The organism is Streptomyces sp. NPDC007971 (genome assembly GCF_042958635.1).
In the GTDB taxonomy this organism is placed as follows: domain Bacteria; phylum Actinomycetota; class Actinomycetes; order Streptomycetales; family Streptomycetaceae; genus Streptomyces.
Genome location: NZ_JBIBJK010000002.1, coordinates 25,691 through 43,310, shown reverse-complemented (window position 1 = coordinate 43,310; position 17,620 = coordinate 25,691). Strand labels below are relative to the sequence as shown.

The window sequence follows — 17,620 nt, the reverse complement described above, 5'->3', positions numbered from 1 at the left end:
AAACGTGCGAGGCTGAGGGACACTCCGCCCACACGACCACCGCACCCCGAGGAATCGCGAGCGATGAGCCCCGCCGATGGCGACCGTGACCCCCTGCGCATCCTGATCGTCGACGACGAGCCCGCCGTGCGCGAGGCGCTCCAGCGCAGCCTCGCCTTCGAGGGGTACGAAACCGAGGTCGCGGTCGACGGCGCGGACGCGCTGGACAAGGCCCCCGCCTACCGGCCCGACCTGGTCGTCCTGGACATCCAGATGCCCCGCATGGACGGCCTGACGGCGGCCCGGCGGATCCGGGGCACCGGGGACATGACCCCGATCCTCATGCTCACGGCCCGCGACACGGTCGGCGACCGGGTGACGGGACTGGACGCGGGGGCCGACGACTACCTGGTCAAGCCGTTCGAGCTGGACGAACTCTTCGCCCGTATCCGTGCACTCCTGCGCCGCAGCTCCTATGCGGCGTCCGTCTCCGCCGAGGCGCAGGAGGACGAGGCGCTCTCCTTCGCGGACCTGCGCATGGACCTCGCGACACGGGAGGTCACGCGCGCCGGCCGGCAGGTGGAACTGACCCGCACGGAGTTCACGCTCCTGGAGATGTTCATGGCCCATCCCCGGCAGGTCCTCACCCGAGAGCAGATCCTGAAAGCCGTATGGGGCTTCGACTTCGAGCCCTCGTCCAACTCGCTGGACGTCTACGTCATGTACCTGCGCCGCAAGACGGAGGCCGGGGGCGAACCGCGGCTCGTGCACACGGTCCGGGGCGTGGGGTACGTGCTGCGACAGGGCGGCGCGGAGTGAAGAAGCTCCTGCGCAGGTACCGGGTCCTGCCCATCCGGACACGCCTGGCGATGCTGGTCGCGGCGGCGGTGGCGTTCGCGGTGGCGGCGGTCTCGGTGACGTGCTGGTTCATCGTGCAGCAAAAGCTGTACGACCAGCTCAAGACCGACCTGGACAAGGCGGTGGCCATGCCGCAGCGACAGCTCCAGGCCCAGGTCGTCGACGCCCTCACCGACTGCAGGCAGTCCCCGGAGCACCGGGGCGGCTGGCAGAACACCTACTCCCAGGTGGTCAGGCCGGACGGCAAGGTCTGTCTCTTCGGCACCTCGTTGGGCCGCGTCAAGGTCGCCCGGAGCGACCTGAACGTGATCAAGAGCTCCGGGACCGGGCCCGTCACCTACGAGGTCTTCCGCAACGGCACGGACGCGGACGGCAACCCGGTACGGGTACTGACCGTGCCCCTGACCCTGACCGATCCGCTCACGAACGCCAGCAGCCACGCGGCCTTCGTCGCCGCCGTCCCCCTGCGCGGCACCGAGAAGACGCTCAGCGACCTTGCTCTCGTCCTTCTCCTAGTCTCCGGCATCGGTGTCGTAGGAGCAGGTGCGGCCGGTCTCGCGGTGGCCCGCGCCGGTCTGCGTCCGGTCGACAAGCTCACCGAGGCCGTGGAGCACGTGGCCCGCACGGAGGACCTGGCCGTCCGCATCCCCGTGGAGGAGGACAGCGAGGACGAGGTCGCCCGGCTCTCCCGGTCCTTCAACTCGATGACCACCGCCCTGGCCAGCTCCCGCGACCTCCAGCAGCAGCTGATCGCGGACGCCGGCCACGAACTGCGCACCCCTCTCACCTCCCTGCGCACCAACATCGAACTCCTCACCCGCAGCGAGGAGACGGGCCGCCCGCTCCCGCCCGAGGACCGCAAGGCACTCCTCGCCTCCGTGACGGCACAGATGACGGAACTGGCGTCGCTGATCGGCGACCTGCAGGAGCTGTCCCGCTCGGAGAGCCAGCGCGGCGAACGCGTCGAGGTCGTCCCCTTCCAGGACACGGTGGAGTCCGCACTGCGCCGGGCCCGGCTGCGCGGCCCCGAGCTGACGATCACGGCGGACCTCAAGCCCTGGTACGTCCGGGCGGAGCCTTCCGCGCTGGAGCGGTCGGTGGTCAACATCCTCGACAACGCGGTGAAATTCAGCCCCGAGGGCAGCACGATCGAGGTGCAGCTGAGCGAGGGCGAACTGACCGTGCGCGACCACGGCCCCGGCATCCCCGCCGACGAACTCCCGCACGTCTTCGACCGCTTCTGGCGTTCCCCCAGCGCCCGCGCCCTGCCCGGCTCGGGCCTCGGCCTGTCCATCGTCGCCCGTACGGTCCGGCAGGCGGGCGGCGAGGTCGCCCTGGACCACGCGGAGGGCGGCGGCACAGTGGCGACGGTACGGCTGCCGGGGGCGCCTACGGCGCCGCCGGAGGTGCCGTAGGCGCCCACCCTGCGCGGTCATTGCCAGAAGACCTCGAACACCAGGATCTGCGGATCTTCAGAGCGTCGCACGAAGGTGTAGACGAGCCGGCCATTGCCGTCGTCGAAGTACAGGACACGCGGCCCTTTGGCGGCGGCCGCGACCCACGCTGCCGCCCACGGCGCACTGCGCTCACGCCCGTCAGCGGCACCCCGCCTTCCCGCCCCCGGCGCCCCGCTCTACGATCCCTGCGCACAGGTGTACGGACAGAGCGTCGGGGGCGGAAGTGGACGAGGTCGGAAGCGGGATCGAGCGCGAGTACCGCAAGCACAGGCGGTCACCGCTTCTCATGGTCTTCGTCCTGGGGCTGCTGAGCCTGAACGGCTTCTTCCGTATGTGGCACGACCACACCCTCCCCCTGTGGGTTCCGGTGTCGTTCGCCGCGCTCTACCTCGTGGGGATCGCGAAGCTGGCGCTGTACATGCGGCGCGGCCGCACGCTCGTCGGGGCGCGCGGGATCACCGCACGCCGGGCAGTGACCGAGCGTGGCCGGGCCTGGCACGAGATCTACGACATCCGGGCCGAGCCGGTGCCGAACGCCGCCAGGTCCGCCCGCAAGTGGATCACGTACCTGTACGACACCGAGGGCCGGCGCTTCGTGCTCCCGCACATGGACGACCTGCAGCTGGACGATCCGCCCACCGAGGTCGCCGCGCTGCGTCGGGCCGCCGCCCTGCACCGGGGCGCGGCCTGGGAACGGCGGCCCGAGGTGGAGGCGCTGATCCGGCGGCGGGCCGGGCACCGCAAGGCGTGGGAGCGTGCGGTCACCGGCGGGCTCGTCGCCCTCCTGTGCGCATTCCTGCTGTGGGTGGTGCTGCTGTGCACCTCGGCCGACCCGCCCACGCTCCTGCTGTTCCTGGGGCTTCCGCTGGGCACCTTCGCGGTGCTCGCCGCGGTGCTGCACCGGCGCTGGGAGTCCCAGGTTCCCGCGCCGGGGCCGGCCGGCCCCGGCGCGGCCGGCCCCGCAGGGGCCGGTTCCGCAGGGGCCGGTTCCGCAGGGGCCGGTTCCGCGGGGGCCCCGGTGGCATGACCCCGGGACCGGCTCCCGGGGTCATGCCGCAACCGCGGCGGCAGCCACTCGGGCTCTACTGCACGATCCTGATCCGGTCCGCCGCGGGCGGCGCCATCGGTGAGGCGGCCGAGGAGTTCGCCGTCAGGTACTTCACCAGGGCGCCCAGGTCATCCCCGCCCACCAGGTCGTTCGTGCCCTGCCCCAGGGTCGGGAAGCCGTCGCCGCCGCCCGCCAGGAAGCTGTTGGTGGCGACGCGGTAGGTGGCCGCCGGGTCCAGGGGGGCGCCGCCCAGCCGGACGGAGTCGGTGACGACGCGGTCCGCGCCGGACCTGGTCATGTCCAGGGTGTAGGTGAGACCCGCGGACGGCTGGAGGATCTTCGGGGCCGCCGCGTTGGGCCCGCTCACCTGCTCCTTGAGCACCTGGAGCAGCTGGGCTCCGGTGAGGTCCTGGAGGTTCACGGTGTTGGCGAAGGGCTGGACCGTGAAGCCCTCGGCGTAGGTGACGACGCCGTCCCCCTCGGCTCCCTTGGCCGTGTAGGTGAGGCCCGCACGCACGCCGCCCGGGTTCATCAGGGCGAGGCTGGTCCTCGGGTCCAGCTCACGGCCGTGGGCGAGCTGGGCGTCGGCGATCAGGTCGCCCATCGGGGACTCGGTGCCGGTGTTGTCGATGTCGGCGGCGATGTGCCCGATGGGCCGGTTGCCGATGGGGGCCGCCAGGGTGTTCCAGCGGGAGATCAGGTCCGTCATGTCGGCGGCCTTCGGGACGTCCCGGGTGACCACGTGGTTCGCGGACTTCACGGCGGTGCGCACGACGTCGCCGGTGCGGCGGTCGTAGGTCAGCGTGGTGTCGGTGTAGAGGCGGCCGAAGGAGGCCGCCGAGGTGACCATGCGGGGCCTGCCCGAGGGGTCCGGGACCGTGCAGACGTAGGCCTGGTGGGTGTGCCCGGTGACCAGGGCGTCGACCGCCGGGCTCACGTTCTTCGCGATGTCCACGATCGGGCCCGAGATGCCGCTGCCCGCGCCCGGGGAGTCGCAGTCGTAGTTGTAGGAGCCGGAGGCGGGGAAGCCGCCCTCGTGGATCAGGGCCACGATCGAGCGGACGCCCTGGCGCTGGAGCACCTTCGCGTACTTGTTGATCGTCTCGGCCTCGTCCTTGAAGGCCAGGCCCTTGACGCCGTCGGCGGAGACGATGTCCGGGGTGCCCTTGAGGGTGACGCCGATGAAGCCGATCCTGACGTCCTTCTTCTTCCACACCCAGTAAGGCTTCAGGACCGGCCTGCCCGTCTTCTCGTCCTGGACGTTCGCCGCCAGGTACGGGAAGTCCGCGCCCTTGAACGGCTTGTCGGTGGAGCAGCCGTCCGTGGGGTGGCAGCCGCCGTTCTGCAGGCGCGCCAGTTCCTTCGCGCCCTCGTCGAACTCGTGGTTGCCGACCGAGGTGACGTCCAGCTTCAGCTTGTTGAGCGCCTCGACGGTGGGCTCGTCGTGGAAGAGGCCGGACAGCAGCGGGGAGGCGCCGACCATGTCGCCGCCGGCCGCGGTGACCGAGTACGGGTGGCCCGCGCGGGCCTGGCGCAGGTGCGTGGCGAGGTACTCGACGCCGCCCGCGTCGATCGTCTTCGTCGTGCCGTCCGGCTGGAGTTCGGAGACCCGGCCGGAGGAGCCGGCCGGGGGTTCCAGGTTGCCGTGCAGGTCGTTGAAGGAGAGGAGCTGGACGTCCTGGTAGCGGCCGGGCCGGCCGTGTCCGCCGTGGTCGCCGTGGCCGGTGTGTGCCTGCGCGGGCAGCGCGGCGGCCAGGGCGGCGGCCGTGGCGAGTGCGGCGGTCGTCGCGAGAACGGCGTAGGTGCGGCGTCTGGTGCGCCGCGGCGTGGCTGACATGGGACCCCCCTGTGGGTGGACGGTGGCCTTGGCCCGTTCGCGGCGCAGCCTAGGGTCAACGCGCGTAGCGCGACAGGGTGTTCATGGTTACATCCTGGTTTCCCTTTGCCCTTTCCTTTACCCGCTGCGCTGTCGCCCCTTCACCCCGCACGCCCCGTACCCTCGTACGCATGAGCAGCGACGACGCCGTACGGCCCTTTCCCTCCCGCTCCATCGAGACCTTCGCCGAACTCGGCCCGGGCCGGGCCGAGGCCGTGCTCGGACTGCTCGCCGAGGCCGCCCGTGTCGACGGACAGCAGCCGGTGTCCGAGCAGGGACGTCTGCAGCTGCGCGGCGGTGCCCGCGACGGCGTGTCGCATCTGCTGCTGACCGTCGGGGACGAACTCGTCGGCTACGCCCAGCTGGAGGACACCGACCCGGTGGAGGCGCCGGCCGCCGAACTGGTCGTCCACCCGGCGCACCGCGGGCACGGGCACGGCCGGGCGCTGGGCTCGGCGCTGCTGGCCGCCTCGGGCAAGCGGCTGCGGGTGTGGGCGCACGGCGGGCACTCCGCCGCCCGGCACCTCGCCCAGGTGCTGGGGCTGACCCTGTTCCGTGAACTGCGCCAGATGCGGCGGCCGTTGGCGGCCCTGGAACTGCCCGACCCGCAGCTGCCGGAGGGCGTGAGCGTGCGCGCCTTCGTGCCCGGCAAGGACGACACGGCCTGGCTCGCGGTGAACGCGGCCGCCTTCGCGCACCACCCCGAGCAGGGCTCGCTGACCCAGCGCGACCTGGACGACCGCAAGGGCGAGGCGTGGTTCGACCCGGCCGGGTTCTTCCTCGCCGAGCGGTCCGGGGAGCTGGTCGGCTTCCACTGGACCAAGGTGCACGCCGAGGAGGGGCTCGGCGAGGTGTACGTGCTCGGGGTCCGGCCGGGCGAGCAGGGCGGCGGCCTGGGCAAGGCCCTGACCACGATCGGCCTGCGCCACCTGGCCGCGCAGGGCCTGCCGACGGCGATGCTCTATGTGGACGCCGACAACAAATCGGCGGTCTCGGTGTACGAGCGGCTGGGGTTCACCACGTACGAGACCGACCTGATGTACCGCACCGAGACGTGACGCAGGCCCAGGTCAGGGGGTGGCCGTAGCCCGGACGGGGGGCACGGTCGTAGCCCGGCCGAGGGATGGTCGTAGCCTGGACGGGGGAACGGTCGTAGTCCCGGCGGGCAGCGGTCGTGGCCCGGACGGGTGATGGCTGCCCCGAAGGCCGTCCCCGGCCCGTGCCGCACCACGGCGGGTGAGCGGCCCGCCACGCGATGACCAGGGCCGTTGCCCCGCTCCGCACCGGGCGGCCCGGGAGCGCGGCGGCCGGTCACTTTCACGACGGATACGCCGTCGAGCCGCCCTGCGATATCCCGCACGTCATGTCGCCGTAACCATTGATTCAGCCAGGCTTGCGACGCTCGGCCAATGAAGCCCGCCGTGCCAGAGCCTTCGCCGCCCCCCGAGGGGCCCGGGAGGAACGGGGTCGTGACGCTCCCACCCGCACGTTCCGACGCGCCCGTATCGCCCCTGGCGCGGAAGAATGGGGTCATGAGTCAGCAAGACACCCAGGCAGAGGCCCAGCACCCCCAGCCCTCCGTGGGCTCCATAGCCGCGCACCGGCCACTCACCGTGGCAGCGAACGTCTCCGACCTGGAACCCGACATCGATGCCGACCTCGACGCGTACGAGGAGGCACCGAACGAGGGTGCTCCCCTGCCGCTCGGCCGTTTCCTCGACCGGGAGCGCAGCTGGCTCGCGTTCAACGAGCGCGTCCTGGAGCTGGCCGAGGACCCGAACACGCCGCTGCTGGAGCGCGCGAACTTCCTGGCGATCTTCGCCAGCAACCTGGACGAGTTCTTCATGGTCCGGGTGGCCGGTCTGAAGCGCCGTATCGCGACCGGCGTCGCCACCCGTTCGGCCTCCGGCCTCCAGCCCCGCGAGGTGCTGGAGATGATCTGGGCCCGCTCGCGCGAGCTCATGGCCCGGCACGCCGCCTGCTACCACGAGGACATCGCCCCCGCCCTCGCGGAGGAGGGCATCCACCTGGTCCGCTGGAGCGAGCTGACCGACAAGGAGCAGGCACGTCTCTTCACGCTGTTCCGGCACCAGATCTTCCCGGTCCTCACACCGCTGGCCGTGGACCCCGCGCACCCCTTCCCGTACATCTCCGGCCTGTCCCTGAACCTGGCCGTCGTCGTACGCAACCCGGTCAGCGGCCACAAGCACTTCGCGCGCGTGAAGGTGCCGCCGCTGCTGAACCGCTTCCTGGAGGCAGCGCCCGGCCGGTACGTCCCCATCGAGGACGTCATCGCCGCGCACCTGGAGGAGCTGTTCCCGGGCATGGAGGTGGTGGAGCACCACGCCTTCCGCCTGACCAGGAACGAGGACCTGGAGGTCGAGGAGGACGACGCCGAGAACCTCCTCCAGGCCCTGGAGAAGGAACTCATGCGGCGCCGCTTCGGCCCGCCGGTGCGCCTGGAGGTCGAGGAGTCCATCGACCGCGAGGTGCTCGACCTGCTGGTGCGCGAGCTGAAGATCTCCGAGGCCGAGGTGTACCCGCTGCCGGGTCCGCTCGACCTCACCGGCCTGTTCCGCATCCACGGCCTGGACCGCCCGGAGCTGAAGTACCCGAAGTTCATCGCGGGCACCCACCGTGACCTGGCCGAGGTCGAGTCGGCGTCGGCACCCGACATCTTCGCGGCCCTGCGCAGCCGGGACGTCCTGCTGCACCACCCGTACGACTCCTTCTCGACGTCCGTGCAGGCCTTCGTGGAGCAGGCGGCCGAGGACCCGGACGTCCTCGCGATCAAGCAGACCCTCTACCGGACCTCCGGCGACTCCCCGATAGTCAACGCGCTCATCGACGCCGCCGAGGCCGGCAAGCAGGTCCTCGTCCTGGTCGAGATCAAGGCCCGCTTCGACGAGCACGCCAACATCAAGTGGGCGAAGAGGCTGGAGGAGGCCGGCTGCCACGTCGTCTACGGCCTGGTCGGACTCAAGACCCACTGCAAGCTGTCCCTGGTCGTCCGCCAGGAGGGCGACACGCTGCGCCGCTACAGCCACGTCGGCACGGGCAACTACCACCCGAAGACGGCGCGCCTGTACGAGGACCTCGGCCTGCTGACGGCCGACCCGCAGGTCGGCGCGGACCTCTCGGACCTCTTCAACCGCCTGTCCGGCTACTCGCGGCGCGAGACCTACCGCCGGCTGCTGGTCGCCCCCAAGTCCCTGCGCGACGGCCTGATCTCGCGGATCGACAAGGAGGTCCAGCACCACCGTGCGGGCCGTCCGGCCTTCATCCGCATCAAGGTCAACTCGATCGTCGACGAGGCGATCATCGACGCCTGCTACCGGGCGTCCCAGGCCGGCGTGCCGGTCGACATCTGGGTGCGGGGCATCTGCGCGATCCGCCCGGGTGTCCCGGGCCTGTCGGAGAACGTCCGGGTCCGCTCCATCCTCGGCCGCTTCCTCGAACACTCCCGGGTGTTCGCCTTCGGCAACGGCGGCGAGCCCGAGGTGTGGATCGGCAGCGCCGACATGATGCACCGCAACCTCGACCGCCGGATAGAGGCCCTGGTCCGGGTCACCGACCCCGGCCACCGGGCGGCCCTGAACCGGCTGCTCGACACCGGCATGTCCGACGGCACCGCCTCCTGGCACCTCGGCCCCGACGGCGAGTGGACCCGGCATGCGACCGACGCGGACGGACAGCCCCTGCGCAACGTTCAGGAGATGCTCATAGACGCCCGGAGGCGCCGGCGTGGCACAGCAACACCTTGACCCGACGGACCCGATGGCCAAGGCGGTGACGGGGGAGGCTCTCGCGGGCTACCTGCGCGCCCAGGCCACGGAGTTCCTCCGCGCTCTGCGCCTGCACCGGGAGACCGGCTCCGCCCCGGCGAACGGCGCGGAGGAGTCCGTCGACGCCGCGCGCGCCCTGCGCCACTCGGCCCGCCGCATCAGCGGCAGCCTGCACACGTTCCGTCCGCTCCTGGACGCGACCTGGTCGGAGGAGATGCGCCCCGAACTGGCATGGCTCTCCGGCACGTTGGGCCTTGAGCACGCCTGCGAGTCCCGCCTGGAACGCCTGTTGCTGGCGCTGCACCGTCTGTCGGGTTCCACGGCCGTCCCCGCGCAGTCCGTGCCGGCGGCGCTCGTCGTCGACCCGGCCGCGGGCAGTCGTGCCGCCGGGGCGGCACGGGTGGGTGCAGCACTGGAGAACTCCGGTGGCCCGGCCCGCCGGACGGTTGCCCCCGAACGCGGCAACCTCACGGTCGGCGCGGCCAAAGCAGGCGCCCTGCTGGAGCGACAGCTGACGCTGGCCCGGACCCGGGCCCACTCCACGGCTCTCCAGGCCCTCGGCTCCTCCCGCTTCCACGCGGTCGCCGACAAGGTCGCCGTACTCGCCAGCGAGGTCCCCCTGACCCCGGCCGCCCCCACGACCGGTCTGCGCCCCCTGGCCGCCGCCGCCGAGGAGCGCCTCACGGACGCCGTCGCCGTCCTGCCCCTGATCACCGCGGGCCACCCCTACAACGCTCAGGCCCTGGTCCACGGCCTGTCCCCGGACCCGTCCCCGCACCCCCAGGACGGCCCCTGGCACCAGGTCCGCCTGCTGCTGCGCCTGCACCGGTACGCCCGTGAGGTGCTGTGCGAGGGCGACGCGCCGGTGGACGTACGACTGCTGGCGGCGGGCCAGGCACTGAACCGGCACCGGGACGCGTCCGAGGCGGCGGCAGCGGCAGCGCAGGCGGCCCGCACCCCCCGTATCGCCCCGGCGACGGCGTACGCCCTCGGCGTGCTCCACGCCGACCAGCGGCACGAGGTGGAGGCGGCCAGGTTCGCCTTCCAGCAGGCGTGGCAGAAGCAGACGGTCAGCGCACCCTGAACCCTCCCGAGGAGGCGGTGTGAACGACACCACGGTCCAGGCGGCGGGCTGCGTGCTGTGGCGCCGCTCGCCGGTGCACGGCGGGCTGGAGATCTGCCTGGTCCACCGGCCGAAGTACGACGACTGGTCGCATCCCAAGGGCAAGCTCAAGCGGGGTGAGGCCGCGCTCGCCGGCGCCCTGCGCGAGGTCGCGGAGGAGACGGGGTACGCGGCCGACCCCGGCCCCGAGCTGCCGACCATGCACTATCTGGCCAACGGCCGCCCGAAGCAGGTGCGCTACTGGGCGGCCGAGGCGACGACGGGGCACTTCACCCCGACCGCCGAGGTGGACCGCATCCTGTGGCTCTCCCCCGGCTCGGCCCGCGGCCGGCTGACCCAGCCCCGCGACCGCGAACTCGTGGACGCCCTCGGCCACCCCATCGAACAGACCTGAGCCCAGGGGCGGGCGGATCCCCCGCCCGAGGCGCCCCTCACCGCCCACCAGGCGCCCTCACGCGCCCACCAGATGCCCTCAGCCTGCCCGCCAGGCGCTCTCACCCGCCCGCCAGGTGCCCCTCCGCGTCCGTACGGGCCTGGCTGCGGGCCCGGCGGGCGGGGCCGCGCCAGCCGCACGTGCACCGGGCCAGGCAGAAGCGGCCCTGCTCGGTCGTCGTCGTGAGGTGTTCCTGCCCCTGCCGGATTCCCTCCGGCCCCTCCTGCTGCACCACGGTGACAACGTTACCGACCCGCTCGGTTAAAGAGGTTGTATGGCCATTTTCCGCCCTCGGTACGGCCCGGGCGGCGCGTGACGGCACCCCCTACTCGTCGTTAACCGAAACGACAGGGGGCCCGTGACGGACGTACCGGCTGGGGGTAGGCAGGCGATGGATCGGCGGGAGCAGCACAGGCGCGCAGGCAGGACGGCCGTCGCGGTGGGGATCATGGTCGGGCTCGGGGCGGGTGCCACGGGGTGCTCCGGCAGCGGGGCCGCCGCGGAGGGCGTGAGCGGCTCGCTCGGCGACCCGGTGGCCGCCCTGCACCGCGCCGCCGACACCCTGCGCGGGGCGGGCACCTCCAAGGCCACCACGTCCATGGAGATGGCGACCGGCGGCACCCGGGTCACCATCCGCGGCAGGGGGGTCTACGACTACCGGCACCGCATCGGCCGGCTGACCGTCGTGCTGCCGGAGGACCCGGCGGGCACCTCCGAGCACCGGCCCATCACCGAACTCCTCGCCCCGGGCGCCCTGTTCATGAAGAACCGCGGCGCGGGGGTGCCCCCCGACAAGTGGGTGCGGGTGGAGACCGCGAGCCTGTCCGACGGCAACCTGGTCACCGGCGGCGTGACCGACCCGTACACGGCCGCCGAGGTGCTGCGCGGGACCCGCAGGGCGACCTACGTGGGGCAGACCGAGGTCGCCGGGACGCCGGTGCGGCACTACCGGGGCACCGCGGACCTGACCACCGCGGCGGCCTCCGCCTCGGCCGACGACAGGGCGCCGCTGCGGGCGGCGGCGAGAGGGTTCGCCTCGTCCGAGGTTCCGTTCGACGCCTACCTGGACGACGAGGGCCGCATCCGCAAGCTGCGCCAGCGCTTCAGCTTCGTCAACGGCCGGGAGAAGGCCAGCGTGGCGGTCGCCTCGACCACGCTGCTGTACAGCTTCGGCACCCCTGTCGACGTGCGCCTGCCGCGTCCGCAGGACATCTACGCGGGCCGGATCGCCGAGAACGAGAGCGGCGGCGGTGGCGAGAACCAGCCTGCGCACTAGTCCGGAACCCCACTCTTGAACTAGCCCGTCCGTGCCATGCGCGGTGTGTAGACCACTGCCTACTCTAGGAAGTGGTGACGGCAGAGATGAGGTGATGCACGTGGCTCCGGTCCGCGGTACGGCAGTTCAGGACCACGTGGCCCTCGCCGAGATCGACCTGTGCGGAGAGCTGATCATCGCCGCCTCGGCCGCCGAGGACCGGCTCAGCATGGAGAGCATCGACGAGGTGCTGCGGGTGGCCGAGGAGCGGGAGACGGCGGGCGCCTGAGGTCCCGGCGGTGCCGGCGGCCAGGGCGGGAGCCCCCGGCTCAGGTGCGCAGCAGCCGGCCGATCGCCTTGGTGGCTTCCTCCACCTTCGCGTCGATCTCCTCGCCGCCCTTGAGGGCCGCGTCGGCGACGCAGTGCCGCAGGTGCTCCTCCAGCAGCTGCAGGGCGAAGGACTGCAGGGCCTTGGTGGACGCGGAGACCTGGGTGAGTATGTCGATGCAGTAGGTGTCCTCGTCGACCATGCGCTGCAGGCCGCGGATCTGGCCCTCGATCCGGCGCAGTCGCTTGAGGTGCTCGTCCTTCTGCTTGTGGTAACCGTGCGTGGCGCCGGCCTCGGTCGTCGTCATCGCGGGCCTCCATCTCGGGACGAACTGCGGATACATACCCCTGGTGGGTATATGGTAACGAATTTTGCTGGGTAAAGGGCCCTTGGTACGCCCCTGTGCTGATCACCATGCCCCATGGGCGACACTGGGGGACGGCCCGATAGCCGTGGCCGGATGTTGCGCCTAGCATCAGCCTGACCGAAACCGAAGCACCCCGAGGACCCCACGTGCGCTTTCGTCTGACCCCCAGGGAGACGAGCTTCTACGACATGTTTGCCGCATCCGCGGACAACATCGTCACGGGCTCGAAACTCCTGATGGAACTGCTCGGGGCGGACGCGTCTGCCCGGGCCGAGATCGCAGAGCGTATGCGGGCCGCGGAACACGCAGGTGACGACGCCACGCACGCGATCTTCCACCAGCTGAACTCCTCGTTCATCACGCCCTTCGACCGCGAGGACATCTACTCCCTCGCCGGTTCCCTCGACGACATCATGGACTTCATGGAGGAGGCCGTCGACCTGGTCGTCCTCTATAACGTCGAGGAGCTGCCGAAGGGCGTCGAGCAGCAGATCGAGGTGCTGGCCCGGGCCGCCGAGCTGACGGCGGAGGCGATGCCGAACCTGCGCACGCTGGACAACCTCACCGAGTACTGGATCGAGGTCAACCGGCTGGAGAACCAGGCGGACCAGATCCACCGCAAGCTGCTGGCCCACCTGTTCAACGGCAAGTACGACGCGATCGAGGTGCTCAAGCTCAAGCAGATCGTCGACGTCCTGGAAGAGGCGGCGGACGCGTTCGAGCACGTGGCGAACACGGTGGAGACCATCGCCGTCAAGGAGTCCTGAGGCGTCGATGGACACCTTCGCTCTCATCGTGACCATCGCGGTCGCGCTCTTCTTCACGTACACGAACGGTTTCCACGACTCGGCGAACGCGATCGCGACGTCGGTGTCGACGCGTGCGCTGACCCCGCGCGCGGCGCTCGCCATGGCCGCGGCGATGAACCTCCTGGGTGCCTTCCTGGGCTCCGGGGTCGCCAAGACCGTCAGCGAGGGCCTGATCGAGACGCCCAAGGGCTCCCAGGGGATGGGCATCCTCTTCGCGGCCCTCCTCGGCGCGATCATCTGGAACCTGGTCACCTGGTACTACGGCCTGCCCTCCTCGTCCTCCCACGCCCTGTTCGGCGGCCTGGTGGGCGCGGCCCTGGCGGGCGGCACGACCGTGCTCTGGAACGGCGTCCTGGACAAGGTCGTCATCCCGATGTTCCTGTCGCCGGTCGTCGGCCTGATCGTCGGCTACCTGGTGATGACGGCCATCCTGTGGCTGTTCCGCCGCTCCAACCCGCACAAGGCCAAGCGGGGCTTCCGCATCGCCCAGACCGTCTCGGCGGCCGGCATGGCCCTCGGTCACGGTCTCCAGGACGCCCAGAAGACGATGGGTGTCGTGGTGATGGCACTGGTGATTTCCGGCCATGAGACCTACGGCGATCCGATCCCGGTCTGGGTGAAGGTCGTCTGCGCGCTGATGCTGTCGCTGGGCACCTACGCGGGCGGCTGGCGCATCATGCGCACGCTGGGCCGCAAGATCATCGAACTCGACCCTCCGCAGGGCTTCGCCGCCGAGACCACCGGCGCGTCGATCATGTTCACCACGGCCTACCTCTTCAAGGCCCCGATCTCCACGACCCATGTGATCACCTCGGCGATCATGGGCGTGGGCGCGACCAAGCGTGTCAACGCGGTGCGCTGGGGCGTCGCCAAGAACATCGTCATGGGCTGGTTCATCACCATGCCGGCCGCCGCCCTGGTCGCGGCCCTCGCCTTCGGAATCGTGAAGCTGACGGTGCTGTAGCACCCCGGACGGTCCCGAGATGCGGTAGTCGCCCCAGTGGCAAGACTGGACATATGACTACCAAGGCACTCCTCGAAGGCGGGCCGGACGATCTGGCGGGCACCACCGTGCCGATCGTTCCCCCCGGCCAAGAGCTGAAGATCCCGCACACCGGCGGATACGAGCACTACAAGGTCACCACACGGCACGAGGACACCTCGGACGGACGGGTCACCGTCTACCGCTGGTGGGAACGGACCGAAGTGGCCGAGTGACATGCTGCGGGCCCGCCCCCGGGAACCAGGGGCGGGCCCTTTTGCATCCTCGCGGTGGCACCGCCATGCAGCACCGCGAGGGGTTCTAGCGGAGGAACCGCACCGGCTCAGCCGAAGCGGCCGGAGATGTAGTCCTCCGTGGCCTGGACCGAGGGGTTGGAGAAGATCCGCTCGGTGTCGTCGATCTCGATCAGCCGGCCCGGCTGTCCGACGGCGGAGAGGTTGAAGAAGGCCGTGCGGTCCGAGACACGGGCCGCCTGCTGCATGTTGTGCGTCACGATGACGATCGTGAAGCGCTCCTTCAGCTCACCGATCAGGTCCTCGATCGCGAGCGTCGAGATCGGGTCCAGGGCCGAGCAGGGCTCGTCCATGAGCAGCACCTTCGGCTCGACGGCGATCGCACGCGCGATGCACAGCCGCTGCTGCTGACCGCCCGAGAGACCCGAGCCGGGCTTGTTCAGCCGGTCCTTGACCTCGTTCCAGAGGTTGGCGCCCTTGAGGGACTTCTCGACGATGTCGGCGAGCTCGGATTTCTTGTAGCTGCCGTTCAGGCGCAGGCCCGCGGCCACGTTGTCGAAGATCGACATCGTGGGGAACGGGTTCGGGCGCTGGAAGACCATGCCCACCTCGCGCCGCACCGACACCGGGTCGACGCCGGGGCCGTAGAGGTCCTCGTCGTCCAGGAGGACCTTGCCCTCGACGCGGCCACCGGGGGTGACCTCGTGCATACGGTTCAGGGTGCGCAGGAACGTCGACTTGCCGCAGCCGGAGGGGCCGATGAACGCCGTCACCGAGCGCGGCTCGACGGTCATCGAAATGTCCTCGATCGCCTTGTGGGAGCCGTAGTAGGCGGTGAGTCCGCTTACATCGATTCGCTTGGCCATTAGTACTTCACTTCCAGTCAGTCGCTGAGGGGGCCGCGGTCAGCGACCGGTCTTCGGGGCCTTCCAGCGGGCAATGCCGCGGGCCACCAGGTTGAGGATCATCACGAAGGCGATCAGCGTGAGGGACGCCGCCCAGGCGCGGTCGTAGGCCGCGTTGGCGCCCGCGCTCTGCGAATACTGCTGGTAGATGTACAGCGGCAGCGACGCCTGCGCACCCTCGAAGGGGTTGTTGTTGATGAACGGGTTGCCGAACACCAGCAGCAGCACCGGAGCGGTCTCGCCCGCGATACGGGCGATCGCCAGCATAACGCCCGTGGTGATACCGCCGATGGACGTCGGCAGGACCACCTTCAGGATGGTCCGCCACTTCGGCACACCGAGGGCGAGCGAGGCCTCACGCAGCTCGTTGGGGACGAGCTTGAGCATCTCCTCCGTGGAGCGGACGACGACCGGCATCATCAGGATGGCCAGGGCCAGCGAACCGGCGAAGCCGAACGGCTGCATCTTGAAGATGAGCATCAGGCTGAGGATGAACAGACCCGCGACGATCGACGGGATACCCGTCATGACGTCGACGAAGAAGGTGATCGCCGACGCGAGGCGGCCGCGCCCGTACTCGACGAGGTAGATCGCGGTCATCACACCGATCGGGGCGCCGATCAGCGTGGCCAGACCGACCTGCTCCAGGCTGCCGATGATGGCGTGGTAGATACCACCGCCCGGCTCGGAGTCGGCGACGACGCCCATGGAGTGGGTCAGGAAGTAGACGTTCAGGACCTTCACGCCGCGCGAGATGGTCACCCACATCAGGGAGACCAGCGGGACGACGGCGACCATGAAGGCGACCCACACGAGCGAGGTGACGACCCGGTCCTTGGCCTGGCGGCGGCCCTCCACCTTGGCGGCGATGCCGTAGGTGCCGAGGACGAACAGGATCGCGGCGATCAGACCCCACTGGATCTTGCTCTGCAGGCCGGCGGCGGCGCTGATGCCGATCCCGAGCGCGAGGGAGCCGGCCGCGATGGCGTACGGCGTCCATTTCGGGAGGCTGGCGGCCCGCAGGGTGCTGGCGCGCTTGTGGCGGACGGCTGCGGTGCTCATGCGTTGGCCCCCGAGTACTCCTTGCGGCGGGCGATGATCGCACGGGCCGCGCCGTTGACCAGCAGGGTGATGACGAAGAGCACCAGGCCGGAGGCGATCAGCGCGTCGCGGCCCTGCTCGGTGGCCTCACCGAACTTGCTGGCGATGTTCTGGGCGAAGGTGCCGCCGCCCGGGTCGAGCAGGCTGGTCTGGATGTCGTAGCTCGGGGAGAGCACGGTGGCCACGGCCATGGTCTCGCCCAGGGCACGGCCGAGGCCGAGCATCGAGGCGGAGATGACGCCGGAGCGGCCGAAGGGCAGCACCGACATGCGGACGACCTCCCAGCGGGTGGCGCCGAGGGCCAGGGCGGCCTCCTCGTGCATCCGCGGGACCTGGCGGAACACCTCGCGGCTCACGTTGGTGATGATCGGCAGGATCATGATCGCCAGCAGGATGCCGACGGTGAGCATGGCGCGGGGAGCGCCGCCGTCCCAGGAGAAGATGCCGGTCCAGCCGAGGTAGTCGTTCAGCCAGCCGTACAGCCCCTGCATGTGCGGGACGAGGATCAGGGCGCCCCACAGGCCGTAGACGATGGACGGCACCGCGGCGAGCAGGTCGATCACGTAGGCGATCGGACCGCTCAGCCTGCGCGGGGCGTAGTGGGTGAGGAACAGCGCGATCGCCACGGCGACCGGGACCGCGAGGGCCATGGCGATGATCGAGGAGACGATCGTGCCGAAGGCCAGCACCGCGATGCCGAAGCTCGGCGGCGTGAGGTTGGTGTTCCACTCGAAGGTGGTCAGGAAGTTGCCGTGGTCCTTGCTGATCGCGAGGGAGGCACGGTAGGTGAGGAAGACCGCGATCGCGGCCATGATCACCAGCAACAGGATGCCGGAGCCACGGGAAAGGCCGAGGAAGATGCGGTCGCCGGGGCGGGTCGCGCCACGGGCGTTGCGCTTCAGCCTGGCCACGTCCGGCTCGGGCGTGGGCGGGGGTGCGTCAGTGGTCTTTGTTGATATGTCCATCGAGGTTCTCCGGTCTGCGGAGCCACTGGGTGGGCGGCTCCATGGAGGCGATCCCCTTTCGGGGACCGGCTCCGGGCGGCGGTGCACCGGACGGT

18 protein-coding genes are annotated in these 17,620 nt (G+C 70.7%); 12 read left to right on the top strand and 6 right to left on the bottom strand.

Annotated features, from left to right (window positions below; all coding sequences use genetic code 11):
* Nucleotides 1-63 precede the first annotated feature (63 nt).
* From ACFZCP_RS03885 to ACFZCP_RS03875, 3 genes are all read left to right on the top strand, one after another.
* The gene (locus ACFZCP_RS03885; RefSeq protein WP_391423795.1) at nt 64-798 is read left to right on the top strand and encodes a response regulator; all 735 of its coding nucleotides are present in this window, start codon (nt 64-66) and stop codon (nt 796-798) included.
* Nucleotides 795-2,252, top strand: a complete 1,458-nt coding sequence (locus ACFZCP_RS03880; RefSeq protein ID WP_391423793.1) for an ATP-binding protein — start codon at nt 795-797, stop codon at nt 2,250-2,252. Before ACFZCP_RS03885 ends, ACFZCP_RS03880 begins: the two co-directional genes overlap by 4 nt.
* A 265-nt stretch (nt 2,253-2,517) precedes the next feature.
* Nucleotides 2,518-3,321 carry a hypothetical protein gene (locus tag ACFZCP_RS03875; protein ID WP_391423791.1) on the top strand — a complete coding sequence of 268 codons (804 nt, stop codon included), beginning with the start codon at nt 2,518-2,520 and terminating at the stop codon, nt 3,319-3,321.
* A gap of 55 nt (nt 3,322-3,376) precedes the next feature.
* Here the strand turns inward: ACFZCP_RS03875 and ACFZCP_RS03870 are convergent, their stop codons facing one another.
* On the bottom strand, nt 3,377-5,179 hold the full coding sequence (locus tag ACFZCP_RS03870; protein WP_391423789.1) for a 5'-nucleotidase C-terminal domain-containing protein: 1,803 nt from the start codon (nt 5,177-5,179) through the stop codon (nt 3,377-3,379).
* A gap of 170 nt (nt 5,180-5,349) precedes the next feature.
* Between ACFZCP_RS03870 and mshD the strand changes: the two genes are divergently transcribed.
* From mshD to ACFZCP_RS03850, 4 genes are all read left to right on the top strand, one after another.
* Nucleotides 5,350-6,276: a mycothiol synthase gene (gene mshD / locus ACFZCP_RS03865; RefSeq protein ID WP_362681860.1), complete on the top strand. Its 927-nt coding sequence runs from the start codon at nt 5,350-5,352 to the stop codon at nt 6,274-6,276.
* 351 nt (nt 6,277-6,627) lie between these two features.
* Nucleotides 6,628-8,982 (top strand): RNA degradosome polyphosphate kinase, encoded by a 2,355-nt coding sequence (locus tag ACFZCP_RS03860; protein ID WP_391423786.1) that lies wholly within the window; start codon nt 6,628-6,630, stop codon nt 8,980-8,982.
* Complete coding sequence (locus ACFZCP_RS03855) at nt 8,963-10,087, top strand: CHAD domain-containing protein (protein WP_391423784.1); 1,125 nt, start codon at nt 8,963-8,965, stop codon at nt 10,085-10,087. The genes ACFZCP_RS03860 and ACFZCP_RS03855 overlap by 20 nt, the downstream gene beginning before the upstream one ends.
* Before the next feature lie 19 nt (nt 10,088-10,106).
* Nucleotides 10,107-10,520 (top strand): NUDIX domain-containing protein, encoded by a 414-nt coding sequence (locus ACFZCP_RS03850; RefSeq protein ID WP_391423782.1) that lies wholly within the window; start codon nt 10,107-10,109, stop codon nt 10,518-10,520.
* Nucleotides 10,521-10,620: 100 nt separating this feature from the next.
* On the opposite strand, the gene ACFZCP_RS03845 is transcribed toward ACFZCP_RS03850, so the two are convergent.
* On the bottom strand, nt 10,621-10,794 hold the full coding sequence (locus ACFZCP_RS03845; RefSeq protein WP_391423780.1) for a hypothetical protein: 174 nt from the start codon (nt 10,792-10,794) through the stop codon (nt 10,621-10,623).
* Nucleotides 10,795-10,950: 156 nt separating this feature from the next.
* On the opposite strand from ACFZCP_RS03845, the gene ACFZCP_RS03840 reads away from it, so the two are divergent.
* The gene (locus ACFZCP_RS03840; protein WP_391423778.1) at nt 10,951-11,835 is read left to right on the top strand and encodes a hypothetical protein; all 885 of its coding nucleotides are present in this window, start codon (nt 10,951-10,953) and stop codon (nt 11,833-11,835) included.
* A 100-nt stretch (nt 11,836-11,935) separates the two neighbouring features.
* Nucleotides 11,936-12,103, top strand: a complete 168-nt coding sequence (locus ACFZCP_RS03835) for a hypothetical protein (protein ID WP_362682054.1) — start codon at nt 11,936-11,938, stop codon at nt 12,101-12,103.
* A gap of 40 nt (nt 12,104-12,143) precedes the next feature.
* Here ACFZCP_RS03835 and ACFZCP_RS03830 read toward each other — a convergent pair whose 3' ends face one another.
* On the bottom strand, nt 12,144-12,449 hold the full coding sequence (locus tag ACFZCP_RS03830) for a metal-sensitive transcriptional regulator (RefSeq protein ID WP_362681875.1): 306 nt from the start codon (nt 12,447-12,449) through the stop codon (nt 12,144-12,146).
* A 206-nt stretch (nt 12,450-12,655) separates the two neighbouring features.
* Between ACFZCP_RS03830 and ACFZCP_RS03825 the strand changes: the two genes are divergently transcribed.
* The 3 genes from ACFZCP_RS03825 to ACFZCP_RS03815 are packed head-to-tail and all read left to right on the top strand — an operon-like array spanning nt 12,656 to nt 14,536.
* The gene (locus tag ACFZCP_RS03825) at nt 12,656-13,276 is read left to right on the top strand and encodes a DUF47 family protein (protein WP_330339106.1); all 621 of its coding nucleotides are present in this window, start codon (nt 12,656-12,658) and stop codon (nt 13,274-13,276) included.
* A 7-nt stretch (nt 13,277-13,283) separates the two neighbouring features.
* Complete coding sequence (locus ACFZCP_RS03820; RefSeq protein ID WP_391423775.1) at nt 13,284-14,282, top strand: inorganic phosphate transporter; 999 nt, start codon at nt 13,284-13,286, stop codon at nt 14,280-14,282.
* Nucleotides 14,283-14,335: 53 nt separating this feature from the next.
* Nucleotides 14,336-14,536 (top strand): DUF5988 family protein, encoded by a 201-nt coding sequence (locus ACFZCP_RS03815; protein WP_391423773.1) that lies wholly within the window; start codon nt 14,336-14,338, stop codon nt 14,534-14,536.
* 107 nt (nt 14,537-14,643) lie between these two features.
* Here ACFZCP_RS03815 and pstB read toward each other — a convergent pair whose 3' ends face one another.
* The 3 genes from pstB to pstC are packed head-to-tail and all read right to left on the bottom strand — an operon-like array spanning nt 14,644 to nt 17,525.
* Nucleotides 14,644-15,420: a phosphate ABC transporter ATP-binding protein PstB gene (gene pstB / locus ACFZCP_RS03810; RefSeq protein ID WP_362681883.1), complete on the bottom strand. Its 777-nt coding sequence runs from the start codon at nt 15,418-15,420 to the stop codon at nt 14,644-14,646.
* A 39-nt stretch (nt 15,421-15,459) separates the two neighbouring features.
* Nucleotides 15,460-16,521, bottom strand: coding sequence for a phosphate ABC transporter permease PstA (pstA, locus tag ACFZCP_RS03805; RefSeq protein WP_391423771.1), 1,062 nt, complete (start codon nt 16,519-16,521; stop codon nt 15,460-15,462).
* Nucleotides 16,518-17,525 (bottom strand): phosphate ABC transporter permease subunit PstC, encoded by a 1,008-nt coding sequence (gene pstC, locus ACFZCP_RS03800; protein WP_391423769.1) that lies wholly within the window; start codon nt 17,523-17,525, stop codon nt 16,518-16,520. The genes pstA and pstC overlap by 4 nt, the downstream gene beginning before the upstream one ends.
* Between the last annotated feature and the right edge of the window lie 95 nt (nt 17,526-17,620).